The sequence below is a fragment of the Methylobacterium sp. GC_Met_3 genome, assembly GCF_026540775.1.
Classification (GTDB): Bacteria; Pseudomonadota; Alphaproteobacteria; order Rhizobiales; family Beijerinckiaceae; genus Methylobacterium.
Map to the genome: position 1 here is coordinate 1 of NZ_JALNUL010000060.1, position 18,285 is coordinate 18,285.

9 protein-coding genes and 7 pseudogenes are annotated in these 18,285 nt (G+C 60.8%); 5 read left to right on the top strand and 11 right to left on the bottom strand.

Features of this window, described 5'->3' with window-relative positions:
* Window positions 1–497 (bottom strand): annotated as a pseudogene (locus tag OXS27_RS28670) (IS5 family transposase); the annotation flags it as partial.
* Between the two features lie 253 nt (window positions 498–750).
* On the opposite strand from OXS27_RS28670, the gene OXS27_RS28675 reads away from it, so the two are divergent.
* Entirely contained in the window at window positions 751–2,340 is a 1,590-nt protein-coding gene (locus tag OXS27_RS28675) for a DUF4214 domain-containing protein (RefSeq protein WP_267360773.1), read from the top strand.
* A gap of 75 nt (window positions 2,341–2,415) precedes the next feature.
* On the opposite strand, the pseudogene OXS27_RS28680 reads toward OXS27_RS28675, so the two are convergent.
* Both OXS27_RS28680 and OXS27_RS28685 read right to left on the bottom strand, forming a co-directional pair.
* Window positions 2,416–2,613, bottom strand: a pseudogene (locus tag OXS27_RS28680) (IS3 family transposase); the annotation flags it as partial.
* Window positions 2,614–2,628: 15 nt separating this feature from the next.
* Complete coding sequence (locus OXS27_RS28685; RefSeq protein ID WP_267360775.1) at window positions 2,629–3,813, bottom strand: glycosyl hydrolase family 28-related protein; 1,185 nt, start codon at window positions 3,811–3,813, stop codon at window positions 2,629–2,631.
* Window positions 3,814–4,676: 863 nt separating this feature from the next.
* Between OXS27_RS28685 and OXS27_RS28690 the strand changes: the two genes are divergently transcribed.
* Together OXS27_RS28690 and OXS27_RS28695 are read left to right on the top strand one after the other, a co-directional pair.
* On the top strand, window positions 4,677–6,212 hold the full coding sequence (locus OXS27_RS28690; protein ID WP_267360777.1) for a glycosyltransferase: 1,536 nt from the start codon (window positions 4,677–4,679) through the stop codon (window positions 6,210–6,212).
* A 61-nt stretch (window positions 6,213–6,273) separates the two neighbouring features.
* Complete coding sequence (locus OXS27_RS28695; RefSeq protein WP_267360779.1) at window positions 6,274–9,447, top strand: glycosyltransferase; 3,174 nt, start codon at window positions 6,274–6,276, stop codon at window positions 9,445–9,447.
* Window positions 9,448–9,472: 25 nt separating this feature from the next.
* Here OXS27_RS28695 and OXS27_RS28700 read toward each other — a convergent pair.
* The 4 genes and pseudogenes from OXS27_RS28700 to OXS27_RS28715 all read right to left on the bottom strand — a co-directional run.
* A pseudogene (locus OXS27_RS28700) lies at window positions 9,473–10,113 on the bottom strand (IS3 family transposase); the annotation flags it as partial.
* 67 nt (window positions 10,114–10,180) lie between these two features.
* A complete protein-coding gene (locus OXS27_RS28705; RefSeq protein ID WP_267360781.1) occupies window positions 10,181–11,704 on the bottom strand; it encodes an IS66 family transposase in 1,524 nt (507 codons plus the stop codon).
* Between the two features lie 68 nt (window positions 11,705–11,772).
* Window positions 11,773–12,129 carry an IS66 family insertion sequence element accessory protein TnpB gene (tnpB, locus tag OXS27_RS28710; protein WP_267360783.1) on the bottom strand — a complete coding sequence of 119 codons (357 nt, stop codon included), beginning with the start codon at window positions 12,127–12,129 and terminating at the stop codon, window positions 11,773–11,775.
* Window positions 12,126–12,539: a transposase gene (locus tag OXS27_RS28715; RefSeq protein ID WP_267360785.1), complete on the bottom strand. Its 414-nt coding sequence runs from the start codon at window positions 12,537–12,539 to the stop codon at window positions 12,126–12,128. The genes tnpB and OXS27_RS28715 overlap by 4 nt, the downstream gene beginning before the upstream one ends.
* Before the next feature lie 44 nt (window positions 12,540–12,583).
* Here OXS27_RS28715 and OXS27_RS28720 point away from each other — a divergent pair.
* Window positions 12,584–13,323: pseudogene (locus OXS27_RS28720) on the top strand (IS5 family transposase); the annotation flags it as partial.
* Window positions 13,324–13,478: 155 nt separating this feature from the next.
* Here the strand turns inward: OXS27_RS28720 and istB are convergent.
* A complete protein-coding gene (gene istB, locus OXS27_RS28725) occupies window positions 13,479–14,213 on the bottom strand; it encodes an IS21-like element helper ATPase IstB (protein WP_276592779.1) in 735 nt (244 codons plus the stop codon).
* Window positions 14,143–15,709: pseudogene (gene istA, locus OXS27_RS28730) on the bottom strand (IS21 family transposase). The gene istB and the pseudogene istA overlap by 71 nt, the downstream one beginning before the upstream one ends.
* 113 nt (window positions 15,710–15,822) lie before the next feature.
* Here istA and OXS27_RS28735 point away from each other — a divergent pair.
* Window positions 15,823–15,948, top strand: a pseudogene (locus OXS27_RS28735) (IS5/IS1182 family transposase); the annotation flags it as partial.
* 5 nt (window positions 15,949–15,953) lie between these two features.
* Here the strand turns inward: OXS27_RS28735 and OXS27_RS28740 are convergent.
* Together OXS27_RS28740 and OXS27_RS28745 are read right to left on the bottom strand one after the other, a co-directional pair.
* Window positions 15,954–16,504 (bottom strand): annotated as a pseudogene (locus OXS27_RS28740) (IS3 family transposase); the annotation flags it as partial.
* Between the two features lie 560 nt (window positions 16,505–17,064).
* Window positions 17,065–18,048 (bottom strand): FkbM family methyltransferase, encoded by a 984-nt coding sequence (locus OXS27_RS28745; RefSeq protein ID WP_267360786.1) that lies wholly within the window; start codon window positions 18,046–18,048, stop codon window positions 17,065–17,067.
* Window positions 18,049–18,285 lie beyond the last annotated feature (237 nt).

Below are 18,285 nucleotides of genomic sequence, written 5' to 3' on the forward strand. Positions count from 1 at the left end.
GCACGATGCGGCAGGCGGGCAGACGTTCGAGCAGCAGCGCGCCGGCCTTGCAGTCGGCGGCCTACCCGCCGGTCAGCAGGAAGGCGAGCGGGCGGCAGAAGCGATCGGTGAGGGCGTGAATCTTGATCGTGCGCCCGCCGCGCGAGCGGCCGATGGCTTGGTTCTGCTCTCCCTTTACCTCCGGCGGCACAGCGATGCGCCTTCACGGCAGTGGCGTCGATCAGCACCTGAGAGGCCAACCCACCAGCTTGCGCCAATATCTCGAACAAGCCGACCCAGCCCCCCTTGGCCGCCCAGCGTACGAAGCGGTTGTAGAGGGTCTTCTTCGGCCCGTAGACCTCACGCGGTGCGTCCGTCCAACGCCCGCCGGACTTGAGGACATGGACGATGCCGCTGATCACCCGCCAGTCGTCTACGCGCTCCTTGCCCCGTGTGTCGGTGGGCAAGTGCGGCGTGATCCGCGCAAACTGCTCGTCCGTTAGCCAGAACTGATCCATGAGCTCCTCAAACGGAAGCCGTGAAGCACACCCAAGCGGTTCGCGCCACCATTATGGGTCCGAACGGTAGTTAGGTTCTTACGGTAAGGGAGTGCGGATGTGCTGCTTAACTCGTCACGAGTCGCAAACTGTGCAACCTCACCCTGCGGGACAACCTTGCTGAGCCGACAGTGCCGTTTTAAGTAGACGAAAATAACTAACTGTTAATACTTGATGATATATTTTGTGCGCTCGAGGATGTTAGGCGCGATCCATGTCATCGATCAATCTAACTGGTTACAAGCTGACCTTCGATGACGAGTTCAATGCTCGCAGCATCTCGCAGACCGGTGCTGGGACGACATGGGCTGATATCCGCTCAGAGTGGCGCTACGACGCAAATTCCGACATCGGCTTCGGAACGTCATCCTTCGTAGACCCTTCCTCCGGTTACGATCCATTCAGCGTCAAGAACGGCGCCCTCACGATCACGGCCGCCCCCCCTCATACGACTTTATCAGGCTACCCTGGCAGTTGGCAGTCGGGCCTGATCACCACCCAAGGCAATTTTTCGCAGACGTACGGATATTTCGAAATTCGAGCCGACTTCTCGAAATTGCCCGGCGCTTGGGACGCGTTCTGGTTGCTGCCCAACAAGCAAACGCCTGATCCTAATAACGCGGGCGGTCATCAAGAACTCGATGTGGTTGAGCATTACGGAGCCAACGACGCGGGTGTCTATAGCACAATTCATACTACTGACCCACAAAACGGCATCCCTTGGCAGGTAAATCGCCAAGTCTACAGTGAAATGTCTAATCCTTCAGGATACCACACCTACGGTGTTGATTGGGAAGCAGACCAGATCAAATTCTACGTCGATGGTCAGCTTGTTGGTTCGCAAGCCACACCGTCGGACATGCACAGTGCGATGTACATGCTCGCCAATTTGGCGACGCAATCCGACGCTTCGGGCAACTCGATTTCGTCCAGCATCGACTACATTCGTGCATACTCTAGCGACCCGCATGCTGTTGCCGTGAAGCAAGACACAGTTTCTTCCCCTGATGGTCACGATCCTGGGTTGTACGGGGCCGTCGCGGGGTCAAGCCTCGCTACGAGCGCCGGCAACGCCACCTCGTCCGAAGCACATGCGCATGAGATCGCGCGGCTGTACTTTGGTTTGCTCGATCGCGCACCTGATGCTGGCGGACTGCAAAGTTGGACTACCGCGATCACGAGCGGAGGCATGTCGCTTCACGACGTCGCCCAAGCCATGCTCGGTTCGGCCGAGTACGCCAGTAACAACGGCGCAGTGACCGACAGCACCTATGTACGGGGCCTTTACCAAGACGTACTCGGCCGAGCCGCAGATGCTGCCGGTCTTCACAGCTGGACAAGCGCCTTAGCTGGCGGAATTGACCGCACCAGCGTCGCACAAGCATTTGTCGACTCGGCTGAGTACCAGGGCCATTACGCCAGCCAGAGTAACGCGGCTTACGTTGAAGGGCTGTATGAACACGTGCTCGGCCGAACGGGCGACGCGGCCGGCTTGCAGGCTTGGTCGAGTGCGCTGAACAGCAACGCCACAACCCGGGTCGATCTGGCCGACAGCTTTGTGCACTCGGCCGAGTTTCAGTCGCACCTGAGCCAGCTGGCCGGCCGGCAGAACGACAACTCTTTCGTGGAGAGCTTGTACGAGAACGCGTTGGGCCGGCAGGCGGATGCGGGCGGGCTACAGGCTTGGACATTCGCGTTGGCGCACGGTACCTCGCGGGCTGACCTGGCAGTGTCGATTGCGGAGAGCACAGAGGCTCAGCAGCACCTTGCCGCGCAGATCCAGCAGAGCTACCATACCGCCTGAATAGAGTGACTCTGTCGCTAGTAATTCGGTGCTTGATCCCGCGATGCAGTTGCCTGGTACAATGTAGTGGATCTACGAGCCAGCTTTGGCGACACAATTGCGAAGCACATTCGAGGTCATCTCGGGGGCATTGTCGCAAGCGATATACTCCGATGGATTGTACAGAGAAATCGCCTCGGCCAAAGCCCCAATCACGCCTATGCTGTTGATGCGCCGAGCCACCTTAAGCGCGAAGCAGGCGCGGCGGTGCTCGTAGACCAGCGTCGGGATACGGAAGATCCGGTTTAATTACCAATTACTTACCACATTCTTGTGCGAACCCGTCCCGTCATCTTGGATAGTAATTCCAGTGGTCGCACCACCAACGCCATCGATGCCCTGTATAGTGTAGTAATCTGAAGCACCTGGCATCACATGGACGGCATGCGCTTGAAAAGGCCTGCTTCCGAATAAGGCCCTGAACTCACCACTGTTAACAGTGAAGTGTGATACGCCCGGACCAAACGCAATTCCGGAATTGCGTCCGATCTTGCCGCCGCCATTTGGGTTGCTGTTATCTACTACAGTCGGAGCAATTATCCGGATGCCGTTGCCACAGGCGAAGAACATTCCCTCCAGCGTGTTCGCCACCGCTCGGTGTGTATTAAGGGTCAGGGCCTCAATTACGCCGCCCTCGTCGCACTGCGTCGCGATGCCAGCCCTCTTATTTGCAGAGGTCCACGAGTTCGAGGCACTGAAGCCGTAGATCACTCCGGTGCCCGTCGGATTGAGGAAGAGACCGTAGCCCGAGCCGCTGTCACCCAAAGCTGTGTTTGAAACAAAGGTCCACTTCACCGTCTGATTGCTGCCAGGCTGCACACAAGTTCCGTGGCCGGACGCAGTGATGTCCGAGTCGGAGATCCAGGTGCCGCCAGACTGGGTAAGCCTTATACCACACTTAGATTGGTCATTACTGCCGGCTGTCGTGACAAGCCCGCGTAGGAAGGTATCCGTACCCCCTGACACAGCGAAATGATAGAGGGCGGCCCCGTCTGACCGGCCACGCTCAAGCGCCACATTGACCGTATTCGGTCCGGTGACTTCGACGCCGACATAAGCCCCCGAGAACAAGAAGTCTGAGACACGGCAGTTGGTGCAGTTCCGGAACAGCACGTAGCGCCCGCCGGCTTGCCGCCTTCCAGCTTCACCGTAGACGGCTAAAGCCTCAATAGAGACGTTGCTCACGTTCGATGGATCTGACACCAAGAAGACATCGACGGTCGACGTAGAGGCGAAAACGGCCGTAGCGTTCGGCCCCGCCCCTGACAAGCGGATATTGCTCGGCAAGACCACGCCGCCAATTCGGATACTGCCGCCCGGAATCGTGACTTGGCCACCCGCGCCCGACATCGTGGCAGCGGTGATAGCTGCTTGCACTGCGACAGAGTCGTCGGTCTTTCCGTCCATCTTGGCGCCGAAGCAGGTCACATCCATTGGGCGACCTATGGGAGCTTGCCACCAAACACCAGCTCCATCCCGAACGGCATTGGGACCGCTGGACGAGCCTCGTACAAGTATGCAACCAGCACCACGATCACCTGGGCTCGCGAAACCTGATAGAATCATCGCCGAACCAGAGGCAAGGGCATTGAACTTGGCGAGATGCGTGTGGGTCGGTGTGATCGAGAAGGAATCGAGAGCCTCGGCCGGTAAGACTGCAGTCAGAATGGTCACGAAGATGAGAACGAAGCGCCTCGTCTCAGCCCGCCTCATGCCATGGTCCAACTCGTGCGCTCTTGAATTCCGGTGCAGCACACGATCGGTTGCCATGAGAGGCATTCGGTCTCCGTGATCAAACGTAGGGCATTTTCGTGGGCTTACACCGGCGAAAGCCGCTTTGACAAATCGAGCACCGAAGACTTAGAGACCCGCGCAGAGCTCAGATCGGGCGGACGCGATGGGGCAGCAATGGATTTGACGGGGACTTGTATCAAGCAAAGTGACGGGTTGTCCGAGCGCCTGAGCGCTTATATGATAGAAGTTCCATCGCTGCTAAACCGGAGGGTGGCATCCTGGTGCCAACTATGACCGCTACGTCTGTGGGTACGGCAAGACCACGAGTGCTTTTAAATCTAGTGCGACTCCTACCAAGCGACAAGGGGGCGGGCGGTGCCGGCCGTCTTGCTCTAGCTCTCCTGGCGCATTTGCCGCGGCGTGTGCAATTGCGGGTTGCAATACTTCGCCAATGGCGCAGCCTAATTCAGGCCTTCCCAACTATCACTTTTGAGGTTGTTGAAGACGACAGCAACGCTAGCCTGCGGCGACTCCTGTCCTGGTGCGAGTGTTACGTCGACCCGTTGAACGGCCTAAGGCCGACGCTTATCGACCCAAAAATCGCCGTAATCGGTTTTGTTCTCGATCTCCAGCACCTGCGCATGCCTTGGCTATACACCGAGGAACAGATGGCGGGGCGGTTGGCCGAGTACGGCTACGCAATTGGTCGGTCGGATTGGCTCGTGGCGATCTCCGGGTACGAGCGCGACAATCTTGTAGACTTCTACGGGGTTGATCGTATTTCTGTCGTCCACTTGGCCGGCTTCATGGCCGAGGACAGCGGCTTGGACGTCGAAGCCGTGAGGGCCAAGCGCGCAGAGGTCGGCAACGAAGCACCTTATCTAATCTATCCGGCCGTGCCCTGGCCGCACAAGAATCATGATATCTTGATTCAAGCGATTGCCATCCTCAAGCGGCGTGGCCTGAGCGTTCCGCTGGCGCTGACCAACACCTCAGGGCAAACCGCCGAGAAGGAGCGGCTCGGTCGTGTCGCCGATGCCCTTGGCGTAAGTGATCTTGTGGAGCTGTACGGTTTCTTGGATGAGGCCAAGCTCCTTGACCTCGTGATCTCAAGCCGTGGCATGGTGTTCCCGAGCCTATACGAGGGATTCGGAATCCCACTCGTCGATGCTATGGCATTAGGCGTACCTGTCTTGGCCAATCCGGCTGCCGCAGTGCCAGAGATCTGCGGTACGGCGGTGAGCTATATGGGCAACGCGTACAACGCCCTGGCGCTCGCTGATGATATCGCGGCCTTCTGGACCGGAACCGATGCGCGGAAGGATTTAGTGAACCAAGGGCTCGAACGTGCCCGAGACTTCTCGTCCGAGAAGATGGTCGCGAAACTTACCGACGCCATTGACGCGGCCATTGCCACTAAAGCAAGTCGCATTTCACCGCCCGCGAGCCGGTTTACCCCGCCGCGCTACAATGAGCTTGCCGTTTTTGTCATGTACGGAAGCCTAACGGAGGTCGACCGCGCCTATCTGCGCGAGGCGCGGGACATCCACGCATGGCATGCGCGCGCCTTCGGCCCAGACGCTGATGTGACGGTCGGCATCGATATCACCCTAGTCAACGACCCAGGGATATGCTCATTCTTCGGTGCGGCCGCCAAGCTTATACTTTTCGACGCCGGCAACCCGGCGTCGGTGGACGCTGCGGTTGCGGATTTCGCGACCCGCTACGACCACGCCGAGTTTCAGTTGGTTACCGCATACCGGGATGGGCTCAGCACGTACAGCGCCGGCGCGGTGCAGGGTGTGGTGTCCGCGCTGCGTCTGTTTGCGAAGGCAGACTGCGCTGAACCCGACCCGCAGCTACATGATTGCAGGCTTGAGTACGAACCCAGCGAACAGGAAGGCGTGATTGCGTATCAGCGCATGCGCAATGCTGGCTTGGCCGTACGTGACGTGCTGCTCCGGCGCGCCTCGGCGCAAGGCCTCCGAAACGGCACGGTGGATTTTCTATCCAGTTACTGTACGCGCTACTCGAGACTGCGTGTGCCGATCGTTCGGCGGCAAACTAGTGTCTCTCACAAGATGGGTGATGCTCTCTAGAACACACAGAAATTTCGATCTCGGGGCAGGATTGGGCCGATAGGCCCGCAATGAGCTGGTGATGGCTGGATTGCGTGAGACAGATGGCGGGCCAAACCCCGCAAGACCACCGCACCACGAAGAGGCTATCGATACCAATTGGTATCTCGCCACCAACCGCGATGTAGCGGAGGCGGGCCTGGATCCTAAAGAGCATTACCTTCGCTATGGCCAAGCGGAGGGTCGCCATCCCAACGCCGCAGTGGCGGCTCGCCACGCGCGGGAGGCCGGGCGGGAGTTGATGGCGGAGGTTGATCCGGCCTGGTACCTGGCCGCCTACCCCGACGTGGCAGCAGCAGGTGTCGACCCGGCCGAACACTACGCCCTTTCCGGCCAAGCGGAGGGTCGTCATCCCAACGCCGCAGCGGCGGCTCGCTACGCGCGGGAGGCCGGGCGGGAGTTGATGGCGGAGGTTGATCCGGCCTGGTACCTGGCCGCCTACCCCGACGTGGCAGCAGCAGGTGTCGACCCGGCCGAACACTACGCCCTTGTGGGTCACCACGAAGGCCGCCTCCCGAGCGCAGATGCGGCTACCCGGCATGGGCGGCGGCAGTTAGTCGATCCGGAATGGTACGCCGCGCGTTACCCCGACGTGGCAGAGACCCGCCTTGATCCGTCGGAGCACTATGCCGTACGCGGTTACGCCGAGGGCCGGCTACCCAACCCCGCGCATGTGCCGGTTCGAGGTTGGGCACCGCTTGAAGACAGGACACCCACGGCAAAGCCCCTCTCGCAGTATCCCATGATCGGCGTCGTGACTCCCGTGCGAAACCGAGGCGCTTGGTCAGTGGACTTCGCACGGATGCTCGACGGACAGGATTACCCGCTCTTTCGGTTCTACGCAGTGGATTCCAACTCGACAGATGGAACGCCTGAAGCTTTGAAGAGCCTGAATGTCGCTGGTGCATCAATCCTATCAGCGCCTGACTCTGCCTACTGGACGGCCGCGACCAACATCGGCGTCGCTCGCGCATTGGCGGACGGTTGCGATTACATCCTGACTATAAACGATGACGCAATTATTCCCGCTGACTTCCTGAGGGCCATCGTCAGCGCCGCAGAGCGCGCTGGAGCGCGCATCGTGGGAAGCGTTATCGCCTTTGCCAACACGCCGGGTCGTCTGTGGGGAGTGGGTGCCTACAACGACTGGAGTTCAGGCTCCTTCGTGCAACTCGCGATGGCGGGGGCCTGGGATGATGCTCTGGATGAGCTGGCAATCTCGTCTAACGGCCTGATGCCGACGCACTATCTATGTGGGAACGGCACACTTATCCACCGCTCGGTCTTCAACGAGATCGGTCTTTATGACGTGCGCCACCTGCCGCATTATCACGCTGATAGCGAGTTCACGATGCGCGCCGAGCGTGCCGGCATCGAGCGCTGGGTCGCGCCCAGTGCGCGGCTCTTCAACCGGTTCACGGACGCCGGAGACGGAATTTTTGCAGCCCGCAACCAACGCTTGTTTTCCTTGCGGTCGGCGAACTACGCTCGGCCTCTGATTTTTATCATCGATACGTATTGCCCCGATGAGCTGAAGGCGCAGGCTTTGGTGCGATACTTCGTGCGGTTCGTCAAAGAACCGAGCGACCGGACCTGGTCGCGTCTCCTCCGGATCGTAAAGCTGATCGATACTGTGGCTGCGGACCGCCGGGTCGTCTGTGCCGATTTCTTTCCGCCATCCGACTCAGCACTACGCGCAGCTGAAGATTTGGAAATACTGCTTAGTCTGTCTGACGCAACTTTTCTTTCCCTGCTATACCCAATCCTGCTACGGCGGCTCGAGTCCGATGAGGAGCGCACGCAGCACGCCGAGGCGATACGGTCAGGCTGCTGCCGGGGCGACCTTGTCCGCGAGATCCTCGCCCGCCCGGAGGCGAAATACCACTGGAGTACGCACACGACATTTTTGTCCGCGTACCTTACCCAAGAAAACGGTTCAGCCGACGTATTCGCCTCGGCGGAACAGCATCTCCAATCAGCGCATACAAGACTGAGCCACTTACCGAGTCAGGCTGAGGCGAGAGCCCGCATCGACGCGGCCGCATGTCTAAGTCCGGCCTCCGAACCGTCAGAGGCCCTCAATGTTTATATGAACATTGACGTTCTATGCATGGCAGTGACTGACCCTAAGGCCGCCACGGGCGTTCACCGTTACGTGCACAATGTGATGCAGGAGCTGGCACGCGACACACGAATCAATTTGCAGCTGTTCCATGCGCCGCAGCTCGTGAACAGCGCGACTGAGCTGTGCGCAGGTATTCTCGCAGGAGCTAAGTTTGCTGAGCACAATCAACGGCCCAATACCGGCGTGGTGTTCTACCCCTATTTCCCATTTTCAGGCCTGGATCAGCGCTTTGAAGCGCTTCCGCAGATCTTCACAATCTGTGACCTGTTCCCGCTCACCAATTCGGACTGGTTTTCAGCAGCAGCAGTGGCCAAATTTAATGGCCAACTGCGCTATCTCACAGCCGCCGATCACCTTTTATGTATTTCGGCGGCTACGGAAGGAGCCGTACGCGCAGTTTTCCCAACTCTCTCAGCCACCTCTTCTGTAGCCCATCTTGGCGTGGCCCTACATTCTGGGAGTTATGGAGATGCTGCGTCGGCAAGCCCGATCGCGTCCGGTGAAGAACCGTACTTCATCTGCGTCGGGACAATTGAGCCGCGCAAGAATTTGAGCACGGTTATCGCGGCGATGCGGCACCTGAGAGCACCGGCAGTCCAGCATCTTCGAATGGTCGTCGTCGGTCAGGCCGGATGGTCAATTACCGCAGAAGACTTGACCAATCTGGCGGGAACTGACGCTAGCCGCATCACGTTCCTTGGCCGCGTACCGGACGAGCAGCTGTGGGGTCTTTACTCTGGTGCGATTTGCACGGTATTCCCGTCGCTCGCCGAAGGCTTCGGTTTGCCGATCATTGAGTCGTTCTCGTGCGGCACGCCCGTTGTCACATCCAATGGTTCTAGCATGGCGGAGATCGCGGACTCGGGAGCACTTTTGGTTGACCCGACCAATTCGGTCGATATTGCAATGGCGGTGGAAAAGTTGGCAACCGATCCCCTCCTACGTTCTGCGCTTGCCCAGGAAGCAGAACTCCGTAGTCGCCATTTTACTTGGGAGGCCTGTGCCGAGCGCCACATCGAGGCGTTCAAGCGTGCTATAGCACGCAAACAGAAAACTCGATTATCTCCCTGAGTTTGCGGGCGCAGGGAGAGCAGCTTGCGGTCCGATCGGCCTGCTCGGGCATAAGATAGCCGAGTGCCGAATGGATGCGTTGCCGATCGTAGTAGCCCTCGATGTAAGCAAACAGGTCGCGTCGCCCCTCATCTTAGGTTGTCCCTTATCGTTGATGGACGAGCTGAATCTTGAGGGTATGGAAAAAAATCTTTATTAAGCCATTGTCGTGGCAGCAAGCCGCCCGGCTCATGGAAGGGCTCACTCCGGTGTTGACGAGCTGTCTTGGGTAGGCTTCAGCGGCGTACTGATTGCCGCGATCCGAGTAGCAGCTAAGCCCAGGGGCCGGCCCCAGCCACTGGGCGGCCAATATCAGCGCACCCACACTCAGCTCGGTGCGCATATGATCGCACCTCGACCAGCCGATGATCTTGCGAGTGGCCAGATCGACGACGGCGGCCAGGTAGAGCCAACCTTCGCCGGTCGACAGGTGACTCATGTCGGCCAGCCAGATAGTTTCAAGTCGCTCGGCCGAGAAGTCCTCCCTCAGGAGGTTGGGCGCGATCGGGAAGTCGTTGCGGCTTCGGTCGTGCAGGGCCGGAGCCGACGCCCTGCCAGAGCACGGATGCCATGCCGGCGCACGAGACGTCTTACCCGCCTACGACTGACAGACCGGCTCTTAGAGCGCCTAACAGAACGGCACCGAGCTTGGTTTTCAGCGTTGGTTTGGCATGGCCAGACGTAAGCGCTGTCCTCAGGCCACGGCTTTGAGGGCTGGCGTTGGCTGGTAAGCCCATGGCAGCAGATCATCGAGGCGCCGCTGCGGATGGCCGTCGACGATGCGGGTGACGACGTCGGCCAGATAGGTCTGCGGTTCGACGCCGTTGAGCTTGCAGGTCTCGACCAACGAGGCGATCACCGCCCAGTGCTCGCCCCCGCCGTCGGATCCCGCAAACAGGGCATTCTTCCGGTTCAAAGCCAGTGGCCGGATCGCGCGCTCGACAGTGTTGGAGTCGATCTCGATGCGCCCGTCATCGAGGTACAGGCTCAACCCCTCCCAGCGGTTCAGGGTGTAGCGGATCGCCTCCGCCAGGTTGCTCTTGCGGTTCAGGAGGGCAAGCTTCTCCCGCAGCCACGCCTCCAGCGCCTCGACCACGGGCCGGCTTCGTTCCTGCCGGACCGCCCGTCGCTCCTCGGCCGAGCGTCCGCGGATCTCGGCCTCGATCCGGTAGAGCGCGGCGATGCGAGACAGCGCCTCCGTGGCGATCGGCGAGGCGGCAGCGAGATCGTAGAATTGCCGACGCACATGGCTCCAGCAGTAGGCCAGCCGCACTGCGCCGTTCTTGGCCAGCGTCTCGTAGGCCACGTAGCCGTCGACTTGGAGCACGCCTGCAAACCCGGAGAGATGCGCGATCGGTCGTCCGGCCGTGCGGTCGGGCGCGTACACGTAGGCGACGCCGGGCGGATCGGTCCCGCCCCAGGGCCGGTCGTCGCGCGCATACGCCCAAAGCTGGCCGGTCTTGGTGCGGCCGCGGCCCGGATCGAGCACCGGTGCCGTGGTCTCGTCGGCAAACAGCTTGCCCGAGCGCTTGAGCGTCTCCAGCAGCCGCTCGTGCACGGGCCGGAGGAGGAAGGCAGCGCGTCCGACCCAGTCGGCCAGCGTCGAGCGGTCGAGGCTGACGCCCTGGCGGGCGAAGATCTGCGCCTGTCGATACAGCGGCAGGTGGTCGGCGTATTTGGAGACGAGGACCTGCGCGACGAGAGCGTCGGTCGGTAGTCCGCCCTCGATCAGCCGCGCTGGTGCCCGGGCCTGCACGACCGCGTCCCCGCAGGCGCGGCAAGCGTAGCGCGGGCGGCGGATCACCAGCACTCGGAACTGCGCCGGCACCACATCGAGGCGCTCGGACACGTCCTCGCCGATCCGGTGCAGAGCGCCCGAGCAGCATGGGCAGGCGAGGTTGCCGATATCCACGACGGTCTCGACCCGCGGCAGGTGGGCGGGCAGCGCCCCACGGTTCGTGCGCCGCTTGACCCTCCGGACCTCCTTCTTGGCAGGCTCGCTCTCCTCGTCGGCAAAGCCGGCGGCCTCGACCTGCTCGGCTTCCTCCAGCCCGAGCAGGAGCTGATCCTCAGGTAGGCTCTCGGCCCGGCGGCCGAAGCGGTGGCGCTGCATCGCCAGGATGATCTGGCGTAGCCGCTCGTTCTCGGCGCGCTCCTCGGCGAGCAACGCCTTGAGCGTCTCGGGATCGTCGGATGAGAGCGAAGCAGGCGCGGCCACGAAGTAGATGAGAGCAGATCCGCCAGTGACTTACCACTGCGATGAAGCCCGCTGGCCAGCCTTTTTGCTCAGCCGGCAACCGCCGGCATGCCCACGCGACGCGCGGCATGAACGCGCTTCCAGTCCAAGCCTTCCACGAGCGCTGCGAGCTGCGCCGCACTCAGCCGGACCACGCCGTCCTCGATCTTCGGCCAACAGAACTGGCCAGCCTCCAGACGCTTGGTCGCGAGGACCAGCCCGCTTCCATCCCAGACCAGGAGCTTCACCCGGTCGGCGCGCTTCGAGTGGAACACGTAGACCGTGCCGGAGAACGGATCCGCGCCCATCGCGTCCCGGACCAGAGCGGCCAGCCCGTCCATGCCCTTGCGGAAGTCCACCGGCCGGGTGGCCAGCATCACGCGCACCGCGCCGGACGGCCCGATCATGGGCAAGCCTTCAGCGCCCGGATCAGCGCGGCGATCTGAGCCGCGCTCGCGCCCTGAGCGATGCGGATCGTGGTGCCTGCGATCTCAACTTCGATGCTGTGGCAGCCGCATCGCTTCCCCAGCTCTGGGCTCAGCTCGGCAGACGTCGGATCCTGCGGGTCCACGCTCATCACGGCCGGCACGAACTGCAGTGCGCGCTCGCCGTCGTGACCCCCAGCCTGACGCACCAGGCGTCGCCACGTGAACAGCTGCGAGGCGCTCAATCCATGCCGGCGTGCCACCGCGCTGATCGAGGTGCCCGGCCCATCGCTCTCGGCCACGATGGCGGCCTTCTCCTCATTCGACCACGTCCGGCGCCGACCGGCCCCGGTGAACAGCTCCAGGCGCCGGATCGGCTCCGACATAGCCATACGACCTGACATCGACATGTGACGGAGCTCCCATTCCGCTCCGTATGTCGCCTTCACACCGTCTGCCGGAAGGTGCCGCCCAGACAGCGCTTACGGCCAGGCTGCTTCTCCCCGATGATCTCTGGGATGAGATCGCGCCGCTTCTCCCGCCGCCTCGACCGCGTCCGAAGGGCGGGCGTCGTCCAATTGAGAACCGGGCCGCACTCACGGGCATCCTGTTCGTGCTGCGCTCGGGGCTGCCGTGGGAAATGCTGCCGGCCGAGATGGGCTGCGGCTCCGGCATGAGTTGTTGGCGGCGACTGCGGGATTGGCAGGCGGCGGGCGTCTGGAGCCGTCTGCATGATGTGTTGCTGGAGCGCCTGCACGCAGCAGGGGAGATCGACTGGAGCCGGGCTTGCCTGGACAGCGCGTCTGTCCCGGCCAAAAAGGGGGGCCTGCCACCGGCCCGAGCCCGACGGATCGGGGCAAGCCAGGCACGAAGCGCCATCTCGTCACCGACGCACGCGGCACGCCGCTCGGCTTCTGCCTGAGCGGTGCCAACCGGCACGACACCGTCATGATGGCGGCCACCCTCGATGCCATCCCGTCTGTGCGGAGCGGTCGGCGCGGACGACCGCGACGCCGTCCGGACAAGCTGCACGCTGACAAGGCCTACGATGCCAGACCCCGCCGCCAGGAGTGCCGGGCGCGGGGGATCGTGCCGCGCATCGCACGTAGGGGCATCGAGAGCAGCGCGAAACTCGGTCGTCACCGTTGGGTCGTGGAGCGCACCCACGCCTGGTTTGTCAAACAGCGTTGAAGATTGACCCTGGATCGGCGTCGAACTTTGACCCCCTGGATGGGTATGGTGGGGCGCCCCTGATCAGCCCGGCGAAGCGGGTCGGGGTTGGGCAGCCGGGCTGATTGGGGGGTCCAGCAGGTAGGACGTGTGCGCCGACCTCAGGCTCGGTTCTTGAAGCGCCAGCTCTCGTTGCCAGTCTCGACGATCTCGCAGTGGTGGGTGAGCCGGTCGAGCAGCGCGGTGGTCATCTTGGCATCGCCGGCGAACACGCTGGGCCATTCCCCGAAGGCGAGGTTGGTGGTGACCACGATCGAGGTGGTCTCGTAGAGCTTGCTGATCAGGTGGAACAGGAGCTGGCCGCCCGACTGCGCGAAGGGCAGGTAGCCGAGCTCGTCGAGCACCACGAGGTCGAGTCGGGCGAGATGGTCGGCGATGCGGCCCTGCCGGCCGGCGCGCGCCTCGGCTTCGAGCCGGTTGACGAGATCGACGACGTTGTAGAACCGGCCCCGCGCGCCGTCCCGGATACAGGCTCGCGCGATCGCGATGGCCAGATGGGTCTTGCCGGTTCCGGTGCCGCCGACGAGCACGACGTTGCGCTGGTGAGCCAAGAACTCACCGCCGGCTAGGTCGCGCACCAGACCCTGGTTGATTGGGGTGCCTTCCAAGGCAAACTCAGCGATGTCCTTGGCCAGGGGCAGCTTGGCGATCGTCATTTGGTAGCGGATCGAGCGTGCCTGCTTCTCGGAGATCTCGGCCTGGAGCAGATCGCCGACGATCTGCTGCGGCTCGTGGGTCCGCTTCACCGCGACCTTGATGATCTCGTCATAGGCGGCTTTCATCCCGAAGAGCTTCAGCTCGCCCATGGTGGCGAGGATGGTCTGGCGTTCCATCATGGGGTGCTCCTCAGGCTGTCGTAGCGGGCACAATCGGCGACCGGCTCGTGGCGCAGCCGCAGGCTCTCGGGGGCCAGGATGATGACGGGCGGGGTCGGCTCGCGCTGCCGGGCGAGGATATTGAGGATGACGTCGGTCGAGTGGACGCCCTCGCGCAGCGCCTCGGCACAGGCCGCCTCGACAGCCGGCAACCCGTCGCCGAGCACGGCGGTGAGGATCTCCACCATCTGCCGGTCACCTCCGGCACTGCCGGCGAGCTTGCGTCGGACCCGGTCGAGGGCGGGAGGCAGCACTCAGTTCTTGAACGGTGCGCCGTTCCGGAGCGCACCGGGCTTGCGGGCCAGCACGGGGACGTAGTGCCAGGGATCGAACACGGTCTGATCCCGCCCGAAGGCGCGCTCGTGCTCGGCGACGACGCGACCGTCCTGTCGGATCTCGACGCGCTCGGCGTAGGCCCGCACCTCGACCGGGCGGCCGATGGCAGAGGCCATGACCGAGTATCGGTTGTTGTCGAAGCGCACGAGGCAGGTCGTGGACACCGAAGCGGTGATGGCGTGGAAGCCGTCGAAGCGGCCGGCATAGGGAACGAGGGCTGCCTGCTCGGCTTCGAACCGCTCCCAGACGGTGTGTTCGCGCTCCTCGGGATGAGGATGCGCCTTGGCGTAGGCGATCACCTGATCGAGCAGAAGGGCGTTCAGTTCCTCGTAGCTCTTCACCCGGACACGCGGGGTGAAGAAGCGTTCACGCACCAGTCCGACCTGGTTCTCGACCTGCCCCTTCTCCCAGCCTGAAGCCGGCGTGCAGGCGACCGGATCGACGAGGTAGTGTGAGCACATCTGCAGGAAACGGCGGTTGTAGGCACGCTCGCGCCCAACGAAGATCGTCTCCACCGCGGTCTTCATGTTGTCGTAGATGCCGCGCTGGCAGGTGCCGCGGAAGAACGCGAACGCCCGGTCGTGGGCGTCGAACACCATCTCCTGGCTCTCGCGCGGATAGGCCCGCACGAACAGCATGCGCGAGTGGCACAGCCGGACGTGGGCGACCTTGACCGTGACGGTCGTGCCGCCGATCAGCACGATCTCGTGGCTCCAGTCGAACTGGTAGGCCTCGCCCGGGGCGAACGACAACGGCACGAAGGCTTGGACCGTGATCGAGGTGCGCTCGCGCTTCCAGGTCTTGGCATAGCGCCGAACAGCATCGTAGCCGCCCTCGTAGCCGAGCCCGCGCAGCGCCTCGTAGATCCGGATCAGCGTCAGCCGCTCGCAAGCGGACTTGCCGGCGTTGGTGGTCAGCATCCGATCGAGATCGTCGCGCCACGGCCCGAGCTTGGGCAGCGGCTGCACCTCACGCTCGTAGGCGAAAGCGGTGGCCCCCGACCGGATGACCTTCCGGACCGTGTTGCGGGAGACGTGCAGGTCGCGGACGATGTCCTTGATCGCGCGGCCGCGGGTGAAGAACTCGCGCCGGATGCGCGCAATCGTGTCCACGCCCTTCATCCCCCTGCACCACCCTTCCGGCCGTACCGGAGAGCAGTCTGCGAGAACGAGGTTAGGGGGTTAGAATTGGACGCCGATCCCCCGCCTCACGGGGTCAAAGTTGCACGCCGAAACACACCTGGTTCAACCGATTCCGTCGATTGCCCATCCGCTATGAGCGACGCGCAGACATCTACGAGGCCTTCACGAGCCTCGCCGCCAGCCTCATCACCCTCAACCAGATCAGACGGTTCTGTTAGGCGCTCTTAGTCTGCAGGGCGGTATCCACGCGCAGGGCACCATAGCGCCGATGGTGGGCGGTACGGATGCGCCGAACGTCGTCCAGGAGCTGGAGGTTGGAGGCCGAGCAGGCGCTATCAGGCCGTGACCGCCGGCCGTAGAAGCCACTGGGTAAAACTCCGAGCACGTGGCACACACGACGCACTGGCTAGGTGCAGGCATGCTGCTCGATGAAGGCGAAGATCATTTGTGCATCTCCGCGTAGATGCCGGTGGCTTTTTCTAGCACGTCGCGCTTCATGCACGTGCGGTCGAGTTCACGCCGCAGGCCAGTAATTTTGGCGGCCTAATCGAACGGCGAGGCGACCGAGCTGGGTGGCGAAGCCCCCGTCGATCCAGCAGACCCCCGTCGAGGTAAGGCCTCGTTCAGCGTTGCACGCCACTGGCGCACCATCGAGGGCTGGATCCCAAGCTCGACCGCGATCTGGATCTGCATTTGCGACCGGCCACTACTATCCGGCAGGACGACCGCCTCGCGTTTGAACTTAAGCATAAACTTTTGTCTCGTCTTCGCGATTCGACACCTTCACAGCTCAATCTAAGCGTATCAGGGGTGTCCGCGAAACCGAGGGTGGATCAGGGTTTCACAACACCAGAAAACGCGCACTCAGGTCTGACCGGAGCGGTGGGGGAACGACATCACGCAGCTGAGCCTTCTCGGCCTCAGGGTCATCACGCAGACAGTCGGGAGCGGTGCCTAGCCTCTTATGGATCACGCCTAAATGGAATCTTCTAAATACGTCAGTGCCTCAGCTGTTCGCGCGCTCTTTTGACATAGTGTACATTCGGATCTTGATACCGGCACAAATACTTGACGATGCGTTGACTTCGATCGCTTATTGCTCGCTCGGGTGCGTGGCTCCATGTTTAGACAAGCTCTCAGCAAACTAGGGCAAAACAGGATCATATCGAAAACAAAAATATCCAAATTATTGGGATTTATATGATTTGCCTGCAGATTATTGCATGGAGCGCAACTAACGGGCATCATAAATTTACGAGTCAAATCAACTATCGTGCCATATCACAGGAGCAGAAAACTGTTTCGTGTTATCCGAAGCATCTGTATTCCTGCAATTAGCTTCGCCCATCACCAAACCGGAATGACCCCAGCATAAAATCCGCAAATCGAGCCGAATTTGGTTGGTCAAATCGGTCCGGGAAAGTACCTGAACATTTATTGAATTTTTTACCAGTATTTCGAATAAACGTAATTTCCAAAACGTCCGGAACAGCTACGCCACCTACTATCGCCCAACGGGCATAATTATTGCCATGCACATGCGCAACGCTATGATGGACGGTTAGATTATAAATAGCACCATGCATCTTCTCGAACTTATGCGGATTGGCTATTTCGCTGATATGATGAAACTCACATATGACCTGGCGGAATAGCTTTAAGAAATCAACATCGATTGCGGAAAAAACTTCCCACTCGTCGCCTTCTATATCAACCTTAAGGATGTAATCACGATCTGAACCGTGACCGTTCATAAAAAATTGATCCTGGAGAGAAATTACTCCCTGTTTTATATCCGAATGACTTGCGATTTTGCGCTTTAACCATCTGAAATTCTCGTGCTCCTCGGGCAGACTATCTATAGTGTGATCATACTGAAATACTTTGATGCCACGTTCAGCAATTTGACGATCCCATGAAACATCGTCGGAAATGCCAAGCGAATAAGCATCAGTAATTCCCTCAAAATCGTCAATCATGACGTAACCACCATCATTATTTCGACCTACCCGCACCTTTCCAAGACCTACAACATCTACGGGAGACAAAAGACTTAACATTAGAAGAATTCTTTCCTGATAGTCCGGCAGTAGGGCAACTGAACTGTCCGTCACGCACACTTCCCCTAATGAATTAGGATTAGAATTAATGCGCCGAGCGCGCTCAGCAAATTCCACAGAATTGAAAACTTGCTGATACAGCAACTTTGGATCAATACCGTTCTTCAGCGCAGACACAAAATTTCTACGCGCTGCGGTATCGGGTAACCGACCAAGGAGGCCGACGAATAAAATCTCAACAAACTCTTCATCTTCCATTTTGAACACCGTGCTACGCTGGTCGCCGTAGCCGATAAGCCTAGGGCAACGCCTTGCCATAGGCAACTAAATCTTCATCTGAATTCATCAGCTGCAAATTAATGACGCTTGAAAATCCGAAGGCTAAACGAGAGTTAATTGAAGGGTCACGTAAGAGCGTCCTCTGTAATCCGGTCGGTGACCAGCGTTGATGCCACGTCGCGGGGGCCGCTCTTCAGTTCGTGACCGGCGTGATAC

What these genes read in the sequence shown, in the direction of transcription:
- OXS27_RS28675 (WP_267360773.1), top strand. Translation starts at nt 751, where the DNA reads ATGTCATCGATCAATCTAACTGGTTACAAGCTGACCTTCGATGACGAG.
- OXS27_RS28685 (WP_267360775.1), bottom strand. Translation starts at nt 3,813, where the DNA reads ATGGATGTGACCTGCTTCGGCGCCAAGATGGACGGAAAGACCGACGAC.
- istB (WP_276592779.1), bottom strand. Translation starts at nt 14,213, where the DNA reads ATGATGGAACGCCAGACCATCCTCGCCACCATGGGCGAGCTGAAGCTC.
- OXS27_RS28695 (WP_267360779.1), top strand. Translation starts at nt 6,274, where the DNA reads ATGGCTGGATTGCGTGAGACAGATGGCGGGCCAAACCCCGCAAGACCA.
- OXS27_RS28715 (WP_267360785.1), bottom strand. Translation starts at nt 12,539, where the DNA reads ATGGCTATGTCGGAGCCGATCCGGCGCCTGGAGCTGTTCACCGGGGCC.
- OXS27_RS28745 (WP_267360786.1), bottom strand. Translation starts at nt 18,048, where the DNA reads ATGGAAGATGAAGAGTTTGTTGAGATTTTATTCGTCGGCCTCCTTGGT.
- tnpB (WP_267360783.1), bottom strand. Translation starts at nt 12,129, where the DNA reads ATGATCGGGCCGTCCGGCGCGGTGCGCGTGATGCTGGCCACCCGGCCG.